This is a genomic window from Actibacterium pelagium, from assembly GCF_002285415.1.
Classification (GTDB): domain Bacteria; phylum Pseudomonadota; class Alphaproteobacteria; order Rhodobacterales; family Rhodobacteraceae; genus Actibacterium_B; species Actibacterium_B pelagium.
In genome coordinates this window covers 1305758-1326431 of record NZ_NSBU01000007.1, presented here as the reverse complement: position 1 = coordinate 1326431, position 20674 = coordinate 1305758, and the positions used below count along the sequence as shown (strand labels likewise).

The following is a 20674-nucleotide window of genomic DNA, read 5'->3' as shown; positions in this document are numbered from 1 at the left end:
GGTCTAGAATTGGATCAAAAATAAATTCGACAGAGATTGATCCAACTGTAAAAAATTCGCGTATCCTCTCCAAATACAAGGAGACTACATGTCGTTTGATGCCCGCCCACTTCGCCCGCAACGCATCGCAGTTGTTGGTGGAGGTATATCCGGGATGGCGGCCGCCTATCGTCTGGCGCCTCATCACAATGTGACCCTGTTCGAGAGTGCTAAGCGGCTTGGAGGACATGCCAGAACCGTCATGGCGGGGCTTAACGGTGACCAGCCAGTGGACACCGGGTTTATCGTATTCAACTACGTCAATTATCCGCATCTGACGCGGATGTTTCAGGACCTCGAGGTTCCGGTCATCAAAAGTGATATGAGCTTCGGAGCCACGATTGATAACGGTTCCGTCGAGTACGGCCTGCTTGATCTTGTCTCGCTATACGGTCAGCGCCGCAACCTGATGCGCCCCGGGTTCGCTCGCATGGTGCGCGACATCTTCCGCTTCAACGCAAGGGCCGAGGCCGCCGCGCAATGCGACAGCGTGACGATTGGCGAGTTGGTCAAAGAACTGGACCTGGGAGACTGGTTCCAGCGCTATTACCTCATGCCGATTTGCGGGGCGATCTGGTCAACTCCACCAAAAGAAATCGCCGCGTTCCCGGCGAAATCACTGGTCAGCTTTTTCCGCAACCACGCGCTGCTAAGTGCTCGCGGGCAGCACCAATGGTGGACAGTCGAGGGTGGCAGCATCGAATACGTCAGCCGTCTGGAAAATTGGCTGCGGACCATGAAAGTGGATGTTCGGACTGGTGCGGATGTGTGCTCTGTCACGCGCAACGGGGTGGAAACGTCGGTCCGCTGCGAGGGGTCTGAACCCGAAGTATTCGATCAGGTCATCATGGCCTGCCACTCGGACGACAGTCTGCGCCTGCTGACCGATGCGTCGCTGGAAGAAACCGCTGCTTTGTCGGCAATCCGCTATCAGGACAATGATATGATCCTGCATCGCGACGTCACCCAGATGCCGCGCAGGCGGGCCTGTTGGGCCTCTTGGGTCTACAAGGCTGAGACTTCAAAAGAAGAGACCGCCATTGGCGTGACCTATTGGATGAACCGGTTGCAGCAGATCCCCGAAAGCGATCCGCTATTTGTGTCACTGAACCCCTGCGCCCCGGTGCAGGACGAACTGATCTACGACCAGAAAACCTTCCGCCATCCGGTCTTCGACCGGGCCGCGCTGAAAGCGCAAAAGACGCTGGCCGAGATGCAGGGCAACCGGAACACGTGGTTTGCGGGCGCCTACTTGCGTCACGGGTTCCACGAAGACGGGTTCGCCAGCGCCGTGCGCGTCACCCGCCAGCTTGACAAGGTTTGCGCATGAGTTGGCCGCAACACCTGAAAGGCACGACCACCCACGCCCGTCGCGGCGCGGTGAAGAACGCCTTTCGGTATGGGGTCGATTACGTGTTGATCGACCCGGAAGAAAAACAAGGTCCCAGACTGTTCTCACGCAATAGGATGAACCTGACCTCGGTCCATGACCGCAACCACGGAGGCCCGCGTTCAGGCGGGCAGGGGGCGGCATGGGCGTGGTCTGTGTTGGCAGAGCACGGATATGTTCGCCAAGCGAGCACTCGTCTGCGCCTGCTGACACAGCCCCGATTTCTTGGCTATTTGTTCAACCCGGTCAGCTTCTGGATGCTGTTTGAAGGCAATGATCTGGTCGCCGTAATTGCCGAGGTGAATAACACTTTTGGGGATCGTCACAGCTATTTGTGCCGGACCGAGAACTGGGGTCCGATCACGCCAAGCCGGCAGATGCGGTCGGAAAAGCTGTTTCATGTTTCGCCGTTTCAGCAGATCGCCGGAACATACGCGTTCAACTTCTCGGTCACGCCGGATCACATTGCGATCCGTATCCTGCACGAGAACGGGGATGAGGGCGTGATCGCGACCCTGCACGGGCCCCGGCGTGATCTGACAAACCGTGCTATACTTGGTGCCGCGATACGCCGACCCTTTGGGCCACTGCGCGTTATCGCATTGATTTACTGGCAGGCGATTGTCCTGAAACTCAAAGGTGCGCCCTATCGCACCCGACCCCTGCCACCGACGAAGGAGGTCAGCTGATGGGCTTTGTCAGCAACCGTATCAAACACGAATTCCTAGAGACCTGCGAAGGCATCAAGATCGGCAGTCTGCGCTTGATCACGCCCGAAGGGACAATTCATGACTTCGGCGCGGGTGAACCGCAGGCCGAGATGAAGATCAACGACTGGGGCGCTGTCACGGCGATTGCCGCCCGCGGCGATATCGGGATGGGAGAGGCCTATGTCGCCGGGCTGTGGGATACGCCTTCGATCGAGACGCTGACCACCGTGGCGTTGCGCAACATGGATCACCTGCAGGCCTATGTGTACGGCACATGGTGGTCGCTGTTTAAGCACCGCATGATCGACGTCATCCTGCGGGCGAATTCCAAGCGCGGGTCCGCGAAAAATATCCAGGCGCATTACGATGTGGGCAACGAATTCTACCAGCTGTGGCTGGACCCCTCGATGACCTATTCCTCGGCCCTTTTCGATCAGGGAGAGACCGATTTGCAGCTTGGCCAGTATCGCAAGTACGACCGTATTCTGGGCCGTTTGGAAGAGGGTGAGCGGGTCTTGGAAATCGGCTGTGGCTGGGGCGGGTTTGCCGAGCGTGCCGCAGATGAGGGCCGCCATGTAACCGGGGTGACGATTTCCCCAAGCCAGAAAGGCTATGCCGACGCCCGACTGGACGGGCGCGCAGAAATCCAACTGCAGGATTACCGCGATGTGAAGGGCAAGTTCGACAACATCGTCTCGATCGAGATGATCGAGGCGGTCGGCGAGCGCTATTGGCCGAATTACTTCGGCACACTGCGCGACCGGCTGGCCGAAGGGGGGCGTGCCGTGGTACAGGCGATCACTGTGCCGGACGCTTATTTCGACATCTATCGGCGGGGATCAGATTATATCCGCCAATATACCTTCCCGGGTGGAATGCTTCTGTCGGATGCCGTGATTTCAGACCAAGCGCGACGGGCGGGACTTAAGGTGACGGACAACTTCGCCTTCGGCCGCGATTATGCTCAAACCTGCCGCATGTGGGGAGAGCGTCTGCAAGCCAAACGCGACAAGATCGCAAAGCTTGGATATGGCGACAGCTTCCTTAGAAACTGGGAGTTCTATCTGGCCATCTGCGCCGCCTCGTTCGAGGTCGGGCAAACCAACGTGGTGCAGGTTGAACTGCGCCATGCCTGACGCAAAAGTCGTGGCCCGGAGTGTGGTATGAGCTATTTCCGGGTCAGCTTGTTTGCGGCCTTCCTCGCGGGTGGAGGGATCCCCCTGTATGTGCATCTGCCGCTTTATGCGACCGACGTTCTGGGGCTAAGCCTGTCGACGCTCGCGATTGTTCTGGTTGTCATTCGTTTGATTGATACGGTGCAGGACCCTTTGCTGGGCCGTCTTGCTGACCGGTTTGGGGCCAATCGGCCTTTACTGGCTGCAGTCGCGGTCTTGGGGCTGTCACTGGGGTTCCTTCTTCTTTTCACCCTGCGTCCGGACACTCCAACAGGGGCGTGGCTTTTGGCTGTTCTGGTCCTTGTGTTCACCGCCTACAGTTTTGCGACGATCCTGTTCTATGGCCGGGGGGTAGAGCTTGCCTCTGGTGGTGGTCCTGACCGTCACTACCGTCTTGCAGGCTTTCGCGAGACGGGCACCCTTGTTGGCATCTTGGTGGCGGTCAGCCTGCCACAAGTTGGCAGCGGCGCGGGGATGGATGGCTATGCAATCCTTGGCCTCACCTTGGCCGGGCTCGGTGTCGTAATGCTTGTTGCGAACAGGGGTCTTTGGCCACCTCAGGTCAAGACAAATGAGGCTCGATTCAAGTTGTCCGACCTGCGCGACGCGGATGCGACGCCGGTGCTGATACTGGCATTGGTGAATGCTTTGCCTGTCGCAATCACGTCGACCCTGTTTCTGTTTTTTGTCGAAGACAAGTTGCAGTTGCCGGACTATGCGGGGCACTTTCTGCTGCTCTTTTTTCTCTGCGCGGGCCTCTCTGCCCCGATCTGGTCGCGCCTTAGCCAACGGTTCGGGGCAAAACGCGTATTATTGCCCGCGATGGTCTTGGCCATCGTGTCCTTCATTGGTGCGGCATCGCTGGCACCGGGCTCTGCAATGGCCTTTGCCGTCATCTCAGCGGCCTCTGGGGCCGCACTTGGTGCGGATATGGTCATATTGCCTGCACTTTTTTCAGTCCAATTGGAACGAGGCAACGTATCTACTGGTGTGGCCTTCGGGATTTGGGCTTTCGTGGCCAAATTGGCTTTGGCGATGGCAGCAGGGATTACGCTCCCACTGCTGGACTTCGCCGGGTTCGAACCGGGCCAAACCAATAGCGCGCAAGCGCTGACCACTCTGACCTGGGCCTATGCTGTAGTGCCCTGTATACTGAAACTCTGCGCCATCTGGATGGTGGTGCGCTTGCCGGAGACGCCTTTGGCGACGACAAAATGACGACACTTGTTCTGATCTTCTTGCTGGCTTTGGCCTATCTGGGCTGGCGACGGTACCTTAGCTTTAGCTCGCAGCGTCCTTCGGATTATGCCGAGACGCTTCCCGCCTTTGACGTGCGCACGCACCTGAACGGCCCATTGCTGTCAGAAGGCGTGATTTATGGGCCGACCGGTAAGGTCGTGTCGCGGTTCGTGGCCAAGATGCACGGCACGTGGGAAGGCAACCGGGGACGTCTGACCGAAGAGTTTACCTATTCCAGTGGCGATACGCAGAACCGGGCTTGGGAATTGGAAATTGGCAATGACGGCGAAATCCGTGCCAAGGCCGAAGACATCATCGGTACAGGCACAGGCAAACAGTCCGGTAGCGCGGTTCAAATGAAGTATCGCATCAAGCTGGCCGAGGATGCAGGGGGGCATGTCCTTAACGTCACAGACTGGATGTACCTGACCGACAACGGCGTGATCATGAACCGGTCCGAGATGCGCAAGTACGGCCTTAAGGTCGCGGAACTTGTGGCGACCATCCGCCCCGAGGCTGCCTGATCTATGTTCGCTGGCAAGACCTTTTGGCTCGTCGGCGCAAGCGAGGGCTTGGGCCGCGCTTTGGCTGTCGCGCTGTCCAAAGACGGCGCGCGCGTCATTCTGTCGGCGCGCAGTGCGGACAAGCTGAAGGCGCTGGTGGACGAGTTACCCGACGCCGTGGCCTTGCCCTTCGACGTGACTGACCCTGCTGATGTCTCACATGCCTACGCTGAATGCCCACCGCTGGACGGCGTTATCTATTGCGCGGGTTCATATGATCCCATGACCGCTCAGGAATGGAAATCAGAGCCCGTCCGCCAGATGATCGCCACAAATTTCTCGGGTGGGGCCGAGGTCGTGGGGCAGGCGCTTCCTGATTTCGTCGAAAGGGATATAGGGCACATCGTTCTGATCGGGTCGTTGGCCGGGTATCGCGGTCTGCCCGGCGCAATCGGGTATGGCGCAAGCAAGGCTGCGCTGATGCATCTTGGAGAAACGCTTTACGCGGATCTTCGCAAGACCGGAGTTAAGGTTCAGGTGATCAACCCGGGCTTCATAAAGACACGTCTTACCGAGAAGAACAGTTTTGACATGCCACAGATCATGACGCCCGAGGAAGCTGCGGACCATGTGATCCGCGCCATGCGGTCGGGCCGGTTTTCAACGGCGTTCCCTCGGCCATTCGCCTGGGTGTTCACTCTGGGACGCTTCTTGCCCCGCAAACTGTTCTACCGTCTCATGGGCTGAGTGTTGCGGCTATTGCAGCTTTGCGGCAAAGTCGGGTCCATTGGGATTTGAGGGCGGACATGATCTTTCAGCTATTCTGTGGAACCGTGCTGTTGCTGACCACGCTGGTGCTTGCCTCTGCCGGTTTCTGGCTGACGGAAAAGTTCAGCGACACCCTGATGCCTTGGGTCCGCCGCCCGCCGCATGCGTTTAAGATGACCATGCTCCTTCTGAAAACCGCGCTGATCGTTTTGGCGGTCACTTTCATGTCCATCTGGATCTGGGCGTTCGGTTTCTTGGGGTTGGGGGTTTTCGATCAGTTGGAGCCCGCGGTCTATTTCACGATCGTGTCCTTTACGACACTAGGGTTTGGCGACATCATCCTCCCGACCGAGTGGCGCATCCTTGGTGGCATGACAGCATTGAATGGCCTGCTGAACATCGGGTTGTTCGCGGCGATGATGGTCGAAGTTCTGCGTCGCGCCCGGACAGAGCAGCGTAACATTTAAGCTAGGGTGACAACCTCGCCGCCAGCTGCATCCGCGTCGGCCTGATCATGGGTGACCAGCAGCACAGGCAGACCAAGCGCGTGGGCCCGGTCAAACACCAGACTTCGCATTTGATCACGCAACGCCGCGTCGAGTCGCGAGAAGGGTTCATCCAGCAAAAGCACCCTCGGTTCTGACAGTAAAACCCGCATCAGGGCGACACGGGCTTTTTGCCCGCCAGACAAGGTTGCGGGGTCTCGATGCTCAAACCCGTCAAGGTCAATCTCGGACAGGGCGGCGCAGATCCGTTCCATACGGGCCGCTTTTCCCTTGATTGCCGCGGGCAGGCCGAAAGCAAGGTTGGCCGCAACGGACATGTGGGGGAACAGCAGTTCCTCTTGCATAAGGATGCCGGTGTGGCGGTCTTGCGGAGGTAGGCCGTTAAGCGTTTTTCCATCCAAGCGGATCGTGCCGACTTGGGTGAAGTTTGGCGGCAAAGTTCCTGTAATCGCAGCAAGAATTGTTGATTTTCCGACCCCAGAAGGGCCCATGACGGTCAGTGCCTCGCCGGGTGCAACAGAGGCGGTCAGCCCAACAACCAGCGTGTCGTTGTGCCAAATTTGCAGGTTGTCCAGTTCCAGACCTGTCATGCCAATCCCTTCATGCCTCGACGGTTTGACCAAACCAAGCGCGGCACCAGAATGGCAAGGGCAAATCCGACGACCACAAGCGCGGTTTGCGCCAAAGCATAGGCCCCGATGATGCGTCTGTTGCCGCCAGAAGACAGGGCCAGCGCCTCGGTCGTCAGCGTTGTGATACGGCCGCCACCTACCAGCAGGGTCGGCAGGTATTGAGCAACCGATACGGCAAACCCAATGGCTGCTGCGGTCAGGATCGGAGCCAGCAACATGGGCAACCGTACCTGCCAGAAGATCCGGGATGGAGAAGCACCAAGCGTCGCAGCTGCGCGGGTGTATCGGGTGTCCCAAGCGCGATATGGATCGCTGAGTGACAGGAAGACATAGGGCAGCACAAAAACCAGATGCGCCAGTACAACGGGCCACAGATGAACGCCAATCCCGACCTGAACCAACAGAACGCGCAGTCCGGGCAGGAAAGAGACCTGCGGGATCAGAAGCGGAAGGTACAAAAGCAACATCGCTTTGCGACCCGGGTACAGCCCAAGGCGCGTTTCTGCCTCTAGACAGGCAATGGTTAGCAAAACAGCCATGGCCGTTGCTGTTCCCGCGATTATCACAGCTGTCAGTGCAGGGTTGGCCATGCCCGGCGCCTGTTTCGACCAGGTTTTTAGGGAAAGCTGGTCTGGTAAGACCTCTGGAAAGCTCCAAAAACCCGAAAGCGACCAGATAAGTTGGCCTAACAAGCCCCCGAACAGGGCGATGGCGATGGCAGCAGCCAGTATCAGGGCAAATACGCGCAGGGAAAGGTCATGTTTGGATCTGACGCCGGTGCCAATCCAGCGTCGGGCAGGTGCGCGGGCAAGGTGCTCTGCCAGACGCCACAGGGCGAGTGCGGCGACGACCAGAGCGGCCTGCAAAAGCGCCCCGGCAGAGGCAGTCAACAGTTGGGCAAGATCGGGCGCCGAAGACCAGCGCACGATCTGCACCGACAGGGTCGGCGGTGTGTTCGGGCCAAGGATCATCGCCATATCGACCACCGACATGGAATACGCCAGCACCGCGTAAACCGGAAGCCGGATGCGTTTGTAGAGCTGGGGGAAGATGGTTTTCATCCAACCCGTGACGCGCCCATACCCCAAAGTTTGCGCCACGATCATGCAGCGCCGCGGGTGGATTTGGGGCAGGGCGGCAAGAGACATCAGCAACAGGAACGGGACCTCTTTGGCGACCAGCCCGGCGATCAGGGCAAGGCCATTGGGGTCATTGGTGATCAACAGGTCCGGTGGCCTTTCCCAACCGGTCAGCCAAGGGGACAGGGCCCGGGAAATCCAACCAGACGGTGCGATCAGGAAGGCCAACCCAAAGGCAGCAGCGGCATGGGGTACGGCCAGAAGCGGCGAAAGCGCAGCTTCGACCCAGTGGGCGATACGAGTGCCATGCCAGCTTGCCAAAATCAGCGTAGTGATTGCCAGCGACAGCACTGTGGCGATGAGGCCCGTGAATAGGCTAAGGCGCGCGGCCTCGGGCAGTCCGGGCCATGTGAACAAGGCGCGGAATGCGGACAGATCCCAATCCTCGCGCCCAATAGCGGGCATATGACCAAAAGCCGGGGCCAGCGTTCCCGCCAGCCCCGCAAATACCGGCCCCAGCAAGACGGCTAGGGCCAGCCAAGGTGCGTACCTAAGAAGGGTTATTGGGTGACCCCATAACGGCTGACCCAATCTTCAGCGATACGGGTCATCCAGCTTGGATGGGGTTCGGGCAGAGCGGCACCCAGCTCGGCCGGGGTTATTGTTGCGATGCCCAGATCAAGCGCGTCGAACTTGGCGCGACCCTCTTCGCCGATCTTGTCCATCGACAGAACTGTGCCATAGCCAAGTACATTCGGGTCTTGTGCGTTGGCCTGCGCCTCTGCTGACAGCAGGAAGTTGGCCAAAACCATCGCGCCTGCTTTGGCGTTGGCGTTATAGGGGATCGCTACGAAGCTGGCGTTGCCGATCGTGCCGCCATCCATCACAAAAGTGCGGACGGTATCGGGCAGCTGGTCGTTGGCTATCGCGGTCGAGGCCTCACCCGGGCTGAAAGAGATCGCAAGGTCGATCTCTCCGTCTGCCATCAGCTGAATCTGCTGCGGACCGCTGGTGGGATAGGCGCGGCCTTGACGCCAGAGAGATGGGGTCAGGCCGTCCAGATACGCCCACAAAGGCGCGGCGACGGTGTCATAGGTGGTATCTGACGCGGGCTTTTGCAGGATTGAAGGGTCGTCCAGCAGCCCATGCAGTGCTTGCTTCAGAAAGGTTGTGCCCAGAAAGTCGGGTGGCTGCGGATAGGTGTATCGGCCGGGGTTGTTTGCGGCCCATTCGGCGAGAGCACCCATTGACTTTGGCGGCTCTGGCAGGCGCGCCGTGTCGTAATAAAAGACGACCTGAGCCATGGCCCACGGGCTTTCCATACCGTCGGTCGGGATGGTGAAGTCGTTGCGAACGGCGGATTTGTTCTCGTAATCCACCAGTTCCCAGTTTGGCAGGTCTTCGGCGAAGGGACCAAACAGCAGGTCGTTTTCCTTCATGGATGCGAAGTTCGCGCCATTGATCCAGATGAGGTCAACCGCGCCGCCTGCGTCTTTGCCGGCGCTTTTCTCGAACACGACCTGACCGACAGCATCTGCCGTATCAACCAGTTTCACATGTTCCAGCGTTACGCCGTGATCTTCGCTGATCCGCTTGCCCGCCCATGCGATGAAGTCGTTCGTCGCGGTTGATCCGCCCCATGCGTGCCAATAGACGGTCTGGCCCTTGGCCTCTGCCAACACGGCATCCCAATCCTTGGGGTCGGGCTCTGCCATGGCGGGTAAGGCCAATGCGCAGGCGGCCGCGCAGACAAGCTGTTTGATCATTTTTGTAACTCCTGTCGAACTTTTAACCATCTTATGCCAAGCCAACCCCTTGAAGGGGAAGCCACGTGTCATAAAACTTCCGTGTGGAATGTTGCGGGCGCTTGGACGGATGGAAATGAAAAAACCGTCTGCCCCTTGCAGGGGTCAGGACGCGCTACTAAGACTCTTCAAAGATTTACGCGGGCAGGCTAGGCCCCATAACGCAGGCAGGTACATATGCACGATCCCATCGAAACCTACATGAACCTTGTTCCCATGGTGGTTGAACAGACCTCTCGCGGTGAACGGGCCTATGATATTTTCTCGCGCCTGCTGAAAGAGCGCATCATCTTCGTCACCGGTCCGGTGCATGATGGGATGTCCTCGCTGATCGTGGCGCAGCTGCTGCACCTTGAGGCCGAGAACCCGACCAAAGAGATTTCGATGTACATCAACTCGCCGGGTGGCGTGGTGACCTCGGGCCTGTCGATCTACGACACGATGCAATACATCAAGCCGAAGGTGTCGACCCTTGTTGTGGGTCAGGCGGCGTCGATGGGTTCGCTGCTGCTGGCGGCGGGTTCGCCGGGCATGCGCTTCTCGCTGCCGAACTCACGCATTATGGTGCATCAGCCTTCGGGTGGCTATCAGGGTCAGGCAACCGACATCATGATCCACGCGCAGGAAACCCAGAAGCTGAAAGATCGTCTGAACCAGATCTACGTTAAACACACCGGTCAGAAGTTCGAGGCCGTGGTGGACGCGTTGGAGCGCGACAACTTCATGGATCCCGAACAGGCGAAAGACTGGGGTTTGATCGATGAAATCGTTGAAAACCGCTCGAAATCCGGTGAAGAGGCAGAGTAACCACTCTGCAACGCTCATCGGCTAGCACGATTTTGCGATTGTGCCCGAAAATCGTCTGACTTAGGCTGTAGCCTTAGAGACACTGAAACTCCGACGGGTCCGGAAAGTCCGGGCCCAAACCTTAGGGGAAACGCATGGCGACGAATTCCAGCAGCGACTCGAAGAACACGCTTTACTGCTCGTTCTGTGGCAAAAGCCAGCACGAGGTTCGCAAGCTGATCGCCGGCCCGACCGTCTTCATCTGCGATGAATGTGTCGAGCTTTGCATGGACATTATCCGGGAAGAGACCAAGGGCTCTGGCCTGAAGACCTCTGACGGGGTGCCGACGCCACAGGAAATCTGCGACGTTCTGGATGATTACGTCATCGGGCAGGCTCATGCGAAACGGGTTCTGTCGGTAGCGGTGCACAACCACTACAAACGTCTGAACCACGCGCAGAAGTCCGGCGACATCGAGCTGGCGAAGTCGAACATCATGCTGATCGGTCCCACCGGATGCGGTAAGACGCTTCTGGCGCAGACACTGGCGCGCATTCTGGATGTGCCCTTCACCATGGCCGACGCCACCACACTGACCGAGGCCGGTTACGTGGGTGAGGATGTCGAGAACATCATCCTGAAACTGCTTCAGGCGTCCGAATACAACGTCGAGCGTGCGCAGCGCGGTATCGTCTATATCGACGAGGTCGACAAGATTACGCGCAAGTCCGACAACCCCTCGATCACCCGCGACGTTTCGGGTGAGGGTGTGCAGCAAGCGCTGCTGAAGATTATGGAAGGCACGGTTGCCAGTGTTCCGCCGCAAGGTGGCCGCAAGCATCCGCAACAAGAATTCCTGCAGGTCGACACCACGAACATCCTGTTCATCTGTGGCGGTGCCTTTGCGGGCTTGGACAAGATCATCGCACAACGTGGTAAGGGCTCTGCCATTGGCTTTGGGGCCGATGTGAAAGAGAATGACGACCGTGGCGTGGGCGAGCTTTTCACCGAGCTGGAACCAGAAGATCTGCTGAAATTCGGTCTGATCCCGGAATTCGTCGGTCGTCTGCCTGTGATCGCGACACTGACCGATCTGGATGAAGACGCGCTGGTGACCATCCTGACCAAGCCAAAGAACGCGTTGGTCAAACAGTACCAGCGTCTGTTCGAACTGGAAGATGCCAAGCTGACCTTCACCGACGATGCACTGGCCGCCATCGCCAAACGCGCGATCGAGCGGAAGACCGGTGCGCGTGGTTTGCGTTCCATCATGGAAGACATCCTGCTGGACACCATGTTCGACCTGCCAGGTCTGGATAGCGTTGAAGAGGTCGTCGTGAATGAAGAGGCCGTGACCGCTGGTGCCGCGCCGCTGATGATCCATGCCGACGCCCAAGCCGAAGGCGTAAGCGCAAGCTGATGACCCCCATTATGCGGATATCTTCGGGCTCTCCCTATGAGCCCAGGATCGGCTATTGCCGTGCAGTCGTTGCGGACGGGATCGTTTATGTTTCCGGCACCACCGGGGCGGACCCTGAAACCGGCGAGATGCCAAAGAAGGTTGCCGACCAGTGCCGCAACGCGATGGCGGTGATCGGCGCTGCCTTGGAAAAAGCAGGGTCCAGTTTCGACCAGACCCTGCGTGTGCGTTACATCCTGCCCGACGCCAAGGATTTCGAGGCCTGCTGGCCGGTTTTGGGCAAGCTTTTCAAGGAAACGCCCCCAGCGGCGACGATGATTCAGGCGGGTTTGATCGACCCGGCCATGAAAATCGAGATCGAGCTGACAGCTCGTGTGATCCAAGACTGACCGAATCCCCACGGAACATGACAAGGCATCGCGCAATTCCCTTGCGCGATTTCTTCAAGTTTATAAGGAAAATTGCGCGGACTTTGTTCGGCGTCAATTTCCGCTCTTACAATTCCCAACTGATGCCATAAATCCATTGAAGCATAGCGAAACATATGCGGTCGTCGCTTTTCACAGTAGAATTGCTGGATTATAAGCGCGGCACCGCTGGTTGAGATGCCAGAAGAATGGACAAAAACAAAAGCAGTCGAGGAACGCATGACCGATCAGACCAAAGATGCAGATGTCGCCTTCATTCAGGCTTTGGCAGAAATGCTCAGCGCCAATGATCTGACCGAGATCGAGGTTACCCGCAGCTATGGCGAGGACCAAGTCCTTGACGTTCGTGTAGCGCGCACCGTGCAAGCCGCACCTGTTGCTGTTGCAGCTCCGGTTGCCGCCGCTCCGGCCCCTGTTGCGGCAGCACCTGCCGCGCCTGCCGCTGCCCCTGCTGCCGCACCGGCAGAAGATGATCCTGCCCAGCACCCGGGCGCGTTGACCTCGCCGATGGTAGGCACCGCCTATCTGCAGCCAGAGCCGGGAGCACCGTCGTTCGTGACTGTTGGCGCAACGGTCGCCGAGGGCCAGACGGTCATGATCATCGAAGCGATGAAAACCATGAACCAGATCCCGGCGCCCAAAGCCGGCACCGTAAAGCGGATCCTGATCGAAGACGGCAGCCCTGTCGAATTCGGCGCCCCCCTGATGATCATCGAATAAGGCTGAGCCCATGTTCGATAAAATCCTGATCGCCAACCGTGGAGAGATCGCCCTTCGTGTGATCCGTGCCTGCCGCGAGATGGGCATCAAGTCGGTCGCGGTACATTCGACCGCCGATGCCGACGCGATGCACGTACGCATGGCGGATGAAAGCGTCTGTATCGGTCCGAACCCCGGCTCGGAAAGCTACTTGTCGATCCCGGCCATTATCTCGGCCTGTGAGATCACCGGGGCAGAGGCCATTCACCCCGGTTATGGCTTCCTGTCTGAGAACGCGAATTTCGTGCAGATCGTACAGGACCACGACATCACCTTTATCGGCCCAACCGCGGATCACATCCGCATCATGGGCGATAAGATAACCGCCAAAGACACCATGAAAAAGCTGGGCGTACCTTGCGTTCCCGGCTCTGATGGCGGCGTTCCCGACTATGAGACCGCGCAGAAAGTGGCCGAAGAAATCGGGTACCCTGTCATCATCAAGGCGACCGCAGGTGGCGGTGGCCGCGGGATGAAGCTGGCCAAGTCCGCGGGTGAACTGGAAGAGGCATTCCGCACTGCACGCGCAGAAGGCAAGGCCGCGTTCGGCAACCCCGAAGTCTATATCGAGAAATACCTCGGCAAGCCGCGCCACATCGAGATTCAGGTCTTTGGCGACGGTAAAGGCAAAGCCGTGCATCTGGGCGAACGCGACTGCTCGTTGCAGCGTCGTCACCAGAAGGTTTTCGAAGAGGCCCCGGGCCCTGCGATTGACGCCGAAACCCGCGCGCGGATTGGTAAAGTCTGTGCCGATGCGGTTGCGCAGATCAACTATATCGGCGCTGGCACGATCGAATTCCTGTATGAGGATGGAGAGTTCTATTTCATCGAAATGAACACCCGTCTGCAGGTGGAACACCCGGTTACCGAAGGTATCTTTGGTGTCGATCTGGTGCGTGAACAAATCCGCGTGGCGGCTGGCATGGATATGTCCTTTAGCCAAGACGATCTGGAAATCAACGGTCACGCGATCGAGGTTCGGATCAACGCGGAAAAACTGCCGAATTTCTCGCCGTGCCCCGGTAAGATCACGCAGTACCATGCACCCGGTGGTCTGGGTGTCCGGATGGATTCGGCCCTTTATGATGGCTATTCAATCCCGCCATACTACGACAGCCTGATCGCCAAGCTGATCGTTCACGGTCGCGACCGGCCAGAGGCGCTGGCGCGTCTCAGCCGTGCTTTGGCCGAGTTGATCGTCGATGGTGTCGACACCACGGTTCCACTTTTCCATGCGCTTCTGCAGGAAGAGGCCGTGCTGACCGGCGACTACGACATCCACTGGCTGGAAAAGTGGTTGGAAACCAACCTGTCGGCCTAAATGACCAAGCTGACCCCTGAACTGCTGCTGCAGGCCTATGCGGGCGGGGTCTTCCCCATGGCAGAATCACGGGACGATCCAGAGGTCTTCTGGGTCGACCCCGACAAACGCGGTGTGCTGCCTCTTGATGGGTTTCATATCTCGCGTTCCTTGCGCAAAGCGATCCTGAAAGAAGACTATCAGGTCACTCTGAACCGCGACTTTGCGGGCGTGGTGCGCGCCTGCGCGGATCGGGAAGAAACCTGGATCAACGATACGATCTTTGACCTATATGCCGAACTGCACCGTATTGGCTTTGCCCATTCGCTAGAGGTCTGGGATGATGACACCCTGATCGGCGGCACCTATGGCGTGGCCCTAGCGGGCGCCTTTTTCGGAGAGAGCATGTTCTCGCGCCGAACCAATGGCTCTAAGATTGCGCTGGCCTATCTGGTCGATCACCTGCGTGAAGCTGGGTTTGTCCTGTGCGACACCCAGTTCCTGACGGACCATCTGGCGTCGCTTGGTGGGGTAGAGATTTCCCGAAAGGACTATCGAGAGCGTTTGACCAAGGCCCTTAATGTCCCGGCCGATTTCACTCAGCCGTCGTTGCCCGCGGCCTCGACGTTGATACAGCGCAGCACCCAGACGTCATAGCGACGGTGGTCCATCGCTGACAGCGCCGGGCTAGAGGCGATCATCCAGCCTGAGAACAGCTGATCCTCGGCCTCGGCCACAGTGACATAGGCGAAGGCGTCGCTGGCCGGGTTGGCGATGGGATAGCGACACTCACCCAGACCGATGGTCAGGGCACCCGCGACGCGGGTGCTGTTGTTTTCCATGGTCAGGTCGATCAGCGTGCCGTCAACCCGGTCCGCCATACGCAATACCGCACCCGGCGCAGTCGCGGCGTTGGGCGGGGCGTTTTCCAGCGTAATCCCATTTTCCTCGGTGACGGTCTCTAGGGTCGCACCGCTGCCGGTTACGGTTCCCAAGCTTGCGCCGCTGCCGGTCAGATCTTCGATCGTGGCTTCACCGTCGACCAGCGACTGTAGGCTGATCACACCTTGGGGCGTAGATTCCAAGGTCGCACCCGAGGCATTGCCCGGAACGGTTTCCAGCGTCTGCGCAAGGGCAGAGGTGGCCAACAAGCTGGCCAGAACGGCCAAACGGATCATTCGCCCTCACCCGAGACGAATTTCAGCAGCAGCGATATCAGGCTGACAGAGCCCTGCGTGTCTTCGATCTCGGCCCCCGGTTCCAGATTGAACGGAGAGCCGCCGGGAACCAGTTCCACGTAATACCCGCCCAGCAAACCTTCGGCCGCTACCAAGGCGGCGCTGTCGTCAGGCAGTTCAATGTCGTTGTTGACCGAGAAGGTCGCATCCGCACGGAACGTGGTGGGGTTCAGATCCAGAGAAGTCACAGTACCAACCTTCACGCCCGCAAGGCGTACATCCGTACCCACGTTTACCCCTTGGGCCGAGCGGAAGCTGGCCGTCAGGTCATATTGGCCTGCAGTAGACTGGCCGGTGCCGGTGGCGTCACTGGCATAGACCAAAAAACCAATGGCGGCCGCCAGAACGGCGCCGCCAACCATAACTTCTGTCGTATTTTCACCCATCAGGCGGTTACTCCGGCTGCCAGGCCTCATAGTCGCGGCGTTCTGCAGGCTGTGCCTGGCGCAACGAGCCTGCCGGGGCATAGGCCTCGGCCGTTCCGGTCAGATTCTCTTGGTGCGGCTTTTCCCACGACTTGTGCCACAGGGGCTCTTCACCGGGATGTTCGTCAAATGTGTGGTGCAGCCAACCATGCCAGTCAGGCGACACGCGCGACGCTTCGACCAGACCGTTATAGATCACCCAACGACGTTTGCCGTCCTTGGACTGGTAATAGATATTGCCCTGCTCGTCTTCGCCGACTTTTACGCCATTGCGCGAGGTGAAAATACGTGTGCCAAGAGTTTGGCCGTTCCACCAAGTGACAAGATGCATGAACGTGTTGACAATACCCATAAAACCCTCCGGTCCTTGTTCCCCCTCATATGAACCATTGCGCAACAAAGGTCCAGCGGGGTTGGTGCTCTTAAGCAGGGATGCGGCGATTTTCCCTCCTTAATGTCGACCCTGATTTTCACGAGTTGAATGATCTGTTGAGGGCGACAATGCTACCGATAGCACTGCTGTCGTTCTGAATTTCGCATTTTAATAGCCAAAAGGTTATGCGGTGCCGCGTCTGATAGTGGTGGATCAAATGGCGATTCACGCAACGAAGAATCCATAGGGATGTCCTGAACGCGCCGCCTTCTCTCGCTTTTAGGTGCCTAAAGATTAACCGCCTTGATCATCTCGTTCGATTTTTTTGTCGACTTTGAATGTCCGTCAGCCGACTTTCGAGAGCCGTTGTTCAATGTTGCGCAAGATAGGATTTGGCTTGCCACATTTAGGACATAATCACCCTTACAAAGGTCGTAACTAGCAAGGCGTTAAGGAGGGTGGCGTAGTCTCAGTGTGAGGTTTTTCCTGAAGATCGTTGGCAATTGTCCGATAGGTGACACAAACCGAAGATCTAGGTGAAATCGCAGATTGCATGAGCGGCTACCAATCTTCTACTTCTGGTGGAAAAATCAAAGCTTTGGATGGGAAGCCAAAGTGCTGTTGTGACGAGTAACTGCCCGATTATTTAAAATCGGCGCGATGGGGAGAGCAGATGTCTTTTAAATACGCGAAGCACGTTGCTGCGCTGGCGATGGCTGGCGGTCTGATCGGATGTGGCGAGGGCGCGACGACCAAAGCAACAGATGAGCGTCTGGCAGGCCTTCTTGAAAACGGGATCGATTCCGATCACAAAGCCAAGTCGGATGAACGCTTGGCCAAGTTGCTGGGCAAAGAGAATGCGACAGGCGCGCTGGCTGGCCCTTATGGCTCGCAGGTGGAAGTCGCTGACCGCGCACAGTTGCCCCAGCTTCTGGCCTCGGCGCTGGAGCGTAACACCCGCATCGGTGCCGCCGCTCAATCGATCAACAAAGCCGATGCGCTGCGTCTGAACGCGATCTTCGGCTATCTTCCTCAGGTAAGCTTTGTTTACGATCAAAGCGAGGTCGATCAGGCCGTGATCTCGACCGACAACGAAGTCTTTGAGTTGGGCGAAGCGCAATACCCGGTCACCACCACAACGCTGATGCTCCAGCAACCGATTCTGGATTTGGGTCGCATCTTTGGCATTCAATACGCCAAGAACGCCCGCAGCCTTGCCGAGGTTGACTATATCGGCACCGTTCGCGACGTGTCCTATGAGGTCTTCGACGCTTATGTCGTCGCCGTTCAGGCCAAACGACAGTCGGCATCTCTGCGGCAGCGCCAAAACCTGATTGGTCGTCAAATCAACAGCCGTAACGCGCTGGAAGAAATCGGTCTTGGCAATGTGGTGGAAGAAAGCTCGCTTCGCAGCGAACGCGCGAACCTTGCCGCCGAAGAGGCCAACGAATCCGCCCGTTACGCTAACGCCATCGGCGATCTGTCCTTCCTGACCGGCGCTGTTGTGCGCGATATCAGTGATGTTCAACTGCCCAGCTCTATTTTCGGGGCGGAGCGCCGAGTGTCCGCAGATGACGCGGTCGAGGCTGGCCTGACCAACAACCCGGCCGTTATGGCATCCGCGCTGCGTGCTGTTGGGGCAGAAATCAACCGGAAGAGGGCGCTTTCGGAAGACTTCGCGCCTGTCCTGAACGCCTATGCCACGCTTGAGGCTGAAACCCGCGAGGCCAGCCGTTTTGGTGGCGGGTCCGAAACCGAAGACACGACTGTCGGCCTTCGCCTGACAATTCCAATCTTCAACGCGCGGGGCAACGGTTATGCCCGTCTGCCGGCCACCGTAGATGCGCGGGCCGAGGTGCTGGAATACCACGCCAGCCGACGTCAGCTGGAAACCGAAATCCGCGCCACCCACGCACGCATGGGGCAGCTTAGCAAAGCCGTCAGCAGCGCGCGCTCAGCGGCATCGCAGGCAGGTCGTGCGCTAAGCTCGGAACGTCAACGGGTTGAAGCGGGTGAGTCGGTCGATCTGGCCGTAGCGGCCCGCCAATTGCGCCTGAACCTAGCGCGTGAGCGTGTGTCTTATTACCAGGCGGAATACCTGCGTGCCTGGGCTCGCCTGCAATATCTGATGGGTGAAGATCTGGCCAAGGCGGCCTTCTGATGAAGGCTTTCTCGACCGGAGTACTGGCTTTGGTGCTGCCGCATATCGCGGCAGCCCAGTCTGTTACATCCATCGAGGACTTCAATGCCCGTCAGGGTAACAAAGCCAGACCAATGATGAACTGCACCATCAAACCCCTGCGCGTGGTCGAGGTGAATTCGATCCTTGATGGCGTGGTGGACAAAGTGTTCGTCGAACCGGGGGCACGTGTTGCCCCGGGAGACCCGCTGGTCGAATTGAACAGCGCTCTGGCCCGGGCTGAACTGCGGATCGCAGAGCTTACGGCATCATCTCAGGGAGGGTTGGCCGCCGCCGAAACCCGTTTCCAAGGGGCCAAGAAGCGCGAGGCGCGTCTGGCTGAAGGGGTTAAGCGCAAGGCGGTGTCCGTAGCCGACCACGAAGATGCGCTTCTGGAACTTTCGATCACCAAGGACAACATTCAGCAGGAACGCGAGCGTCTTGATCTGGCCGCGGTCGAGGTCGAACGCGCCCGAACCCTGATCGAGCTCTCGACCATACGTGCGCAAGTCGCGGGCGTTGTGGGGGAAGATCTGGTTGATCCGGGCGAGGGGACCGCAGGTCGCCCCGTCGCCACCATCTATGTGAACCAGCCGCTGCGGGTCGAGACCTTCGTCCCCTCGGCGCAGCTTTCGGCGCTTTTGCAGCGCGAGACTTTCGAAATTTTCATCAACGACGGCGCGCCTCAGCCGGTCCAACTGGACTACGTGGCGCAGCTTGCCGATCTGGCGTCGAACACGGTCAGCGTGTTCTTCAAACTTGACGCGCCAGACGTGCTGCCGGGCAGCAAATGCCTGATGCCGATGCAAGGGACTATGTAACGTGACTAAGACGCGCGCACTCGCCGCTATTCTTCTGATGACCGCTCCGGGGCTGGGACAAGCTCAGGCCGTTGGCGAGCTGTCCACTGGGCTAAGCTATTCGACCAAATACGGGGCGACTGCGTTCGTGTCGTTGGATGTCGAAGACATCCTGTCCAAGGGCATCGACGTTGGCTTGACCTATCGTGCCGGGGAAGAAGGCTTTGGCGCCAACCTGCGCGCCTCTAAGGTCTGGGGGCTGGATACCACGTCGTTGGGCAACAATGCTCAGGTGAAGCTGTCCGTCAAAGGATCTGGATCGGATTGGGATTTCCAATCGTATGACGAGACCTCTTGGGGAGCAGCGCTTGGCCTGTCAGTGGACCTGACAGACAGCCTATCTTACAGCACAGAGTTGTTTTGGACCGAAACCGAGCTGGACGGGTTCGGCGATGACGTGTCGGATTTCATCACCATCGACGAAGGTAAATCCCACGCGGCGGGCATTGGCGCCTCGTTGAGATGGTCAACGCGTGACACGGATGACATCCTTGCTCCTGGAAATTCTGCTTATGCCAGTGTTCGCCTGTCCGGTCTGGGCGGCGCACGCAAGTTCTCGCAGGTGGCTGTGGGGACCAACAATATGCTTCCGCTGTTCGGAAAATCTGTGCTGAACGTGATGGCCGAAACCGGTGTGATCGAAGGTCGCGATGGGGAGCATGTGTCGGTCATTGACCGTGCGTTCCTTGGCGGCACCAGCCCGCGCGGATTTTCCTACGGCGGCCTTGGTCCGCGCGACGTGGACACGGGCGAGGCTTTGGGCGGCACGCGTTATGTATTCGGCACTTTGGAAGTGCTGACACCGCTTCCGCGCCGTGACCTAAGTATCGGTGTCTTCACCGATTTTGGGTCGGTCTGGGATTTGCCCGGTGCAACCGCATCGGTCAGCAGCAACGACTATCACTTGCGCAGCAGCGCGGGGATTTCTTTGAATTGGGATGCCGGGTTCGGGCGCCTTCGGGCCTCGGTCGCGGAACCCATGAACACACGTGATGGCGACGAGACGCAGACTTTCTCGCTTAGCTTGAACGCGGTGTTCTGATTTGTAGGGGCGCAGAT

The 20674-nt window shown here is 58.5% G+C and carries 22 protein-coding genes; 16 read left to right on the top strand and 6 right to left on the bottom strand.

Going from position 1 to position 20674, the window contains the following annotated elements:
• The first annotated feature begins 88 nt into the window (after positions 1 to 88).
• The 7 genes from CLM58_RS15420 to CLM58_RS15390 are packed head-to-tail and all read left to right on the top strand — an operon-like array spanning position 89 to position 6291.
• The gene (locus CLM58_RS15420) at positions 89 to 1369 is read left to right on the top strand and encodes an NAD(P)/FAD-dependent oxidoreductase (protein ID WP_095596753.1); all 1281 of its coding nucleotides are present in this window, start codon (positions 89 to 91) and stop codon (positions 1367 to 1369) included.
• Complete coding sequence (locus tag CLM58_RS15415) at positions 1366 to 2118, top strand: DUF1365 domain-containing protein (RefSeq protein WP_095596752.1); 753 nt, start codon at positions 1366 to 1368, stop codon at positions 2116 to 2118. The genes CLM58_RS15420 and CLM58_RS15415 overlap by 4 nt, the downstream gene beginning before the upstream one ends.
• Complete coding sequence (locus tag CLM58_RS15410) at positions 2118 to 3275, top strand: SAM-dependent methyltransferase (protein ID WP_095596751.1); 1158 nt, start codon at positions 2118 to 2120, stop codon at positions 3273 to 3275. The genes CLM58_RS15415 and CLM58_RS15410 overlap by 1 nt, the downstream gene beginning before the upstream one ends.
• 27 nt (positions 3276 to 3302) lie before the next feature.
• Positions 3303 to 4532: an MFS transporter gene (locus CLM58_RS15405; protein WP_095596750.1), complete on the top strand. Its 1230-nt coding sequence runs from the start codon at positions 3303 to 3305 to the stop codon at positions 4530 to 4532.
• Positions 4529 to 5077, top strand: a complete 549-nt coding sequence (locus tag CLM58_RS15400; protein ID WP_095596749.1) for a DUF3833 domain-containing protein — start codon at positions 4529 to 4531, stop codon at positions 5075 to 5077. Before CLM58_RS15405 ends, CLM58_RS15400 begins: the two co-directional genes overlap by 4 nt.
• Positions 5078 to 5080: 3 nt before the next feature.
• On the top strand, positions 5081 to 5803 hold the full coding sequence (locus CLM58_RS15395; protein WP_095596748.1) for an SDR family NAD(P)-dependent oxidoreductase: 723 nt from the start codon (positions 5081 to 5083) through the stop codon (positions 5801 to 5803).
• A gap of 59 nt (positions 5804 to 5862) precedes the next feature.
• On the top strand, positions 5863 to 6291 hold the full coding sequence (locus CLM58_RS15390; protein WP_229666083.1) for an ion channel: 429 nt from the start codon (positions 5863 to 5865) through the stop codon (positions 6289 to 6291).
• Here CLM58_RS15390 and CLM58_RS15385 read toward each other — a convergent pair.
• The 3 genes from CLM58_RS15385 to CLM58_RS15375 are packed head-to-tail and all read right to left on the bottom strand — an operon-like array spanning position 6288 to position 9804.
• Positions 6288 to 6920 (bottom strand): ATP-binding cassette domain-containing protein, encoded by a 633-nt coding sequence (locus CLM58_RS15385; RefSeq protein ID WP_095596747.1) that lies wholly within the window; start codon positions 6918 to 6920, stop codon positions 6288 to 6290. The genes CLM58_RS15390 and CLM58_RS15385 overlap by 4 nt on opposite strands.
• Positions 6917 to 8563 (bottom strand): ABC transporter permease, encoded by a 1647-nt coding sequence (locus tag CLM58_RS15380; RefSeq protein ID WP_308422181.1) that lies wholly within the window; start codon positions 8561 to 8563, stop codon positions 6917 to 6919. Before CLM58_RS15380 ends, CLM58_RS15385 begins: the two co-directional genes overlap by 4 nt.
• Before the next feature lie 38 nt (positions 8564 to 8601).
• Positions 8602 to 9804 carry an ABC transporter substrate-binding protein gene (locus CLM58_RS15375; RefSeq protein ID WP_373286794.1) on the bottom strand — a complete coding sequence of 401 codons (1203 nt, stop codon included), beginning with the start codon at positions 9802 to 9804 and terminating at the stop codon, positions 8602 to 8604.
• 219 nt (positions 9805 to 10023) lie between these two features.
• Here CLM58_RS15375 and CLM58_RS15370 point away from each other — a divergent pair, with 219 nt between their 5' ends.
• From CLM58_RS15370 to aat, 6 genes are all read left to right on the top strand, one after another.
• Complete coding sequence (locus CLM58_RS15370; protein ID WP_095596746.1) at positions 10024 to 10653, top strand: ATP-dependent Clp protease proteolytic subunit; 630 nt, start codon at positions 10024 to 10026, stop codon at positions 10651 to 10653.
• A gap of 134 nt (positions 10654 to 10787) precedes the next feature.
• Positions 10788 to 12053 carry an ATP-dependent Clp protease ATP-binding subunit ClpX gene (gene clpX, locus CLM58_RS15365; protein WP_095596745.1) on the top strand — a complete coding sequence of 422 codons (1266 nt, stop codon included), beginning with the start codon at positions 10788 to 10790 and terminating at the stop codon, positions 12051 to 12053.
• The gene (locus CLM58_RS15360; RefSeq protein ID WP_095596744.1) at positions 12053 to 12442 is read left to right on the top strand and encodes a RidA family protein; all 390 of its coding nucleotides are present in this window, start codon (positions 12053 to 12055) and stop codon (positions 12440 to 12442) included. The genes clpX and CLM58_RS15360 overlap by 1 nt, the downstream gene beginning before the upstream one ends.
• 258 nt (positions 12443 to 12700) lie before the next feature.
• Positions 12701 to 13201, top strand: coding sequence for an acetyl-CoA carboxylase biotin carboxyl carrier protein (accB, locus tag CLM58_RS15355; RefSeq protein WP_095597148.1), 501 nt, complete (start codon positions 12701 to 12703; stop codon positions 13199 to 13201).
• 10 nt (positions 13202 to 13211) lie between these two features.
• Entirely contained in the window at positions 13212 to 14561 is a 1350-nt protein-coding gene (gene accC, locus CLM58_RS15350) for an acetyl-CoA carboxylase biotin carboxylase subunit (RefSeq protein ID WP_095596743.1), read from the top strand.
• On the top strand, positions 14562 to 15197 hold the full coding sequence (gene aat / locus CLM58_RS15345) for a leucyl/phenylalanyl-tRNA--protein transferase (protein WP_095596742.1): 636 nt from the start codon (positions 14562 to 14564) through the stop codon (positions 15195 to 15197).
• Here the strand turns inward: aat and CLM58_RS17375 are convergent.
• Genes CLM58_RS17375 through CLM58_RS15330 form a run of 3 tightly spaced genes read right to left on the bottom strand, consistent with a single transcriptional unit; the run spans position 15140 to position 16555 of the window.
• Entirely contained in the window at positions 15140 to 15718 is a 579-nt protein-coding gene (locus tag CLM58_RS17375; protein WP_229666084.1) for a DUF2155 domain-containing protein, read from the bottom strand. The genes aat and CLM58_RS17375 overlap by 58 nt on opposite strands.
• Entirely contained in the window at positions 15715 to 16164 is a 450-nt protein-coding gene (mlaD, locus tag CLM58_RS15335) for an outer membrane lipid asymmetry maintenance protein MlaD (RefSeq protein WP_095596741.1), read from the bottom strand. The genes CLM58_RS17375 and mlaD overlap by 4 nt, the downstream gene beginning before the upstream one ends.
• Positions 16165 to 16171: 7 nt before the next feature.
• A complete protein-coding gene (locus CLM58_RS15330; RefSeq protein WP_095596740.1) occupies positions 16172 to 16555 on the bottom strand; it encodes an NADH:ubiquinone oxidoreductase subunit NDUFA12 in 384 nt (127 codons plus the stop codon).
• A gap of 694 nt (positions 16556 to 17249) precedes the next feature.
• Between CLM58_RS15330 and CLM58_RS15325 the strand changes: the two genes are divergently transcribed.
• The 3 genes from CLM58_RS15325 to CLM58_RS15315 are packed head-to-tail and all read left to right on the top strand — an operon-like array spanning position 17250 to position 20657.
• A complete protein-coding gene (locus tag CLM58_RS15325; RefSeq protein WP_095596739.1) occupies positions 17250 to 18737 on the top strand; it encodes a TolC family protein in 1488 nt (495 codons plus the stop codon).
• Positions 18737 to 19576 (top strand): efflux RND transporter periplasmic adaptor subunit, encoded by an 840-nt coding sequence (locus CLM58_RS15320; protein WP_095596738.1) that lies wholly within the window; start codon positions 18737 to 18739, stop codon positions 19574 to 19576. The genes CLM58_RS15325 and CLM58_RS15320 overlap by 1 nt, the downstream gene beginning before the upstream one ends.
• 1 nt (position 19577) lies before the next feature.
• Entirely contained in the window at positions 19578 to 20657 is a 1080-nt protein-coding gene (locus tag CLM58_RS15315) for a BamA/TamA family outer membrane protein (RefSeq protein ID WP_143226591.1), read from the top strand.
• The last annotated feature ends 17 nt before the right edge of the window (positions 20658 to 20674 follow it).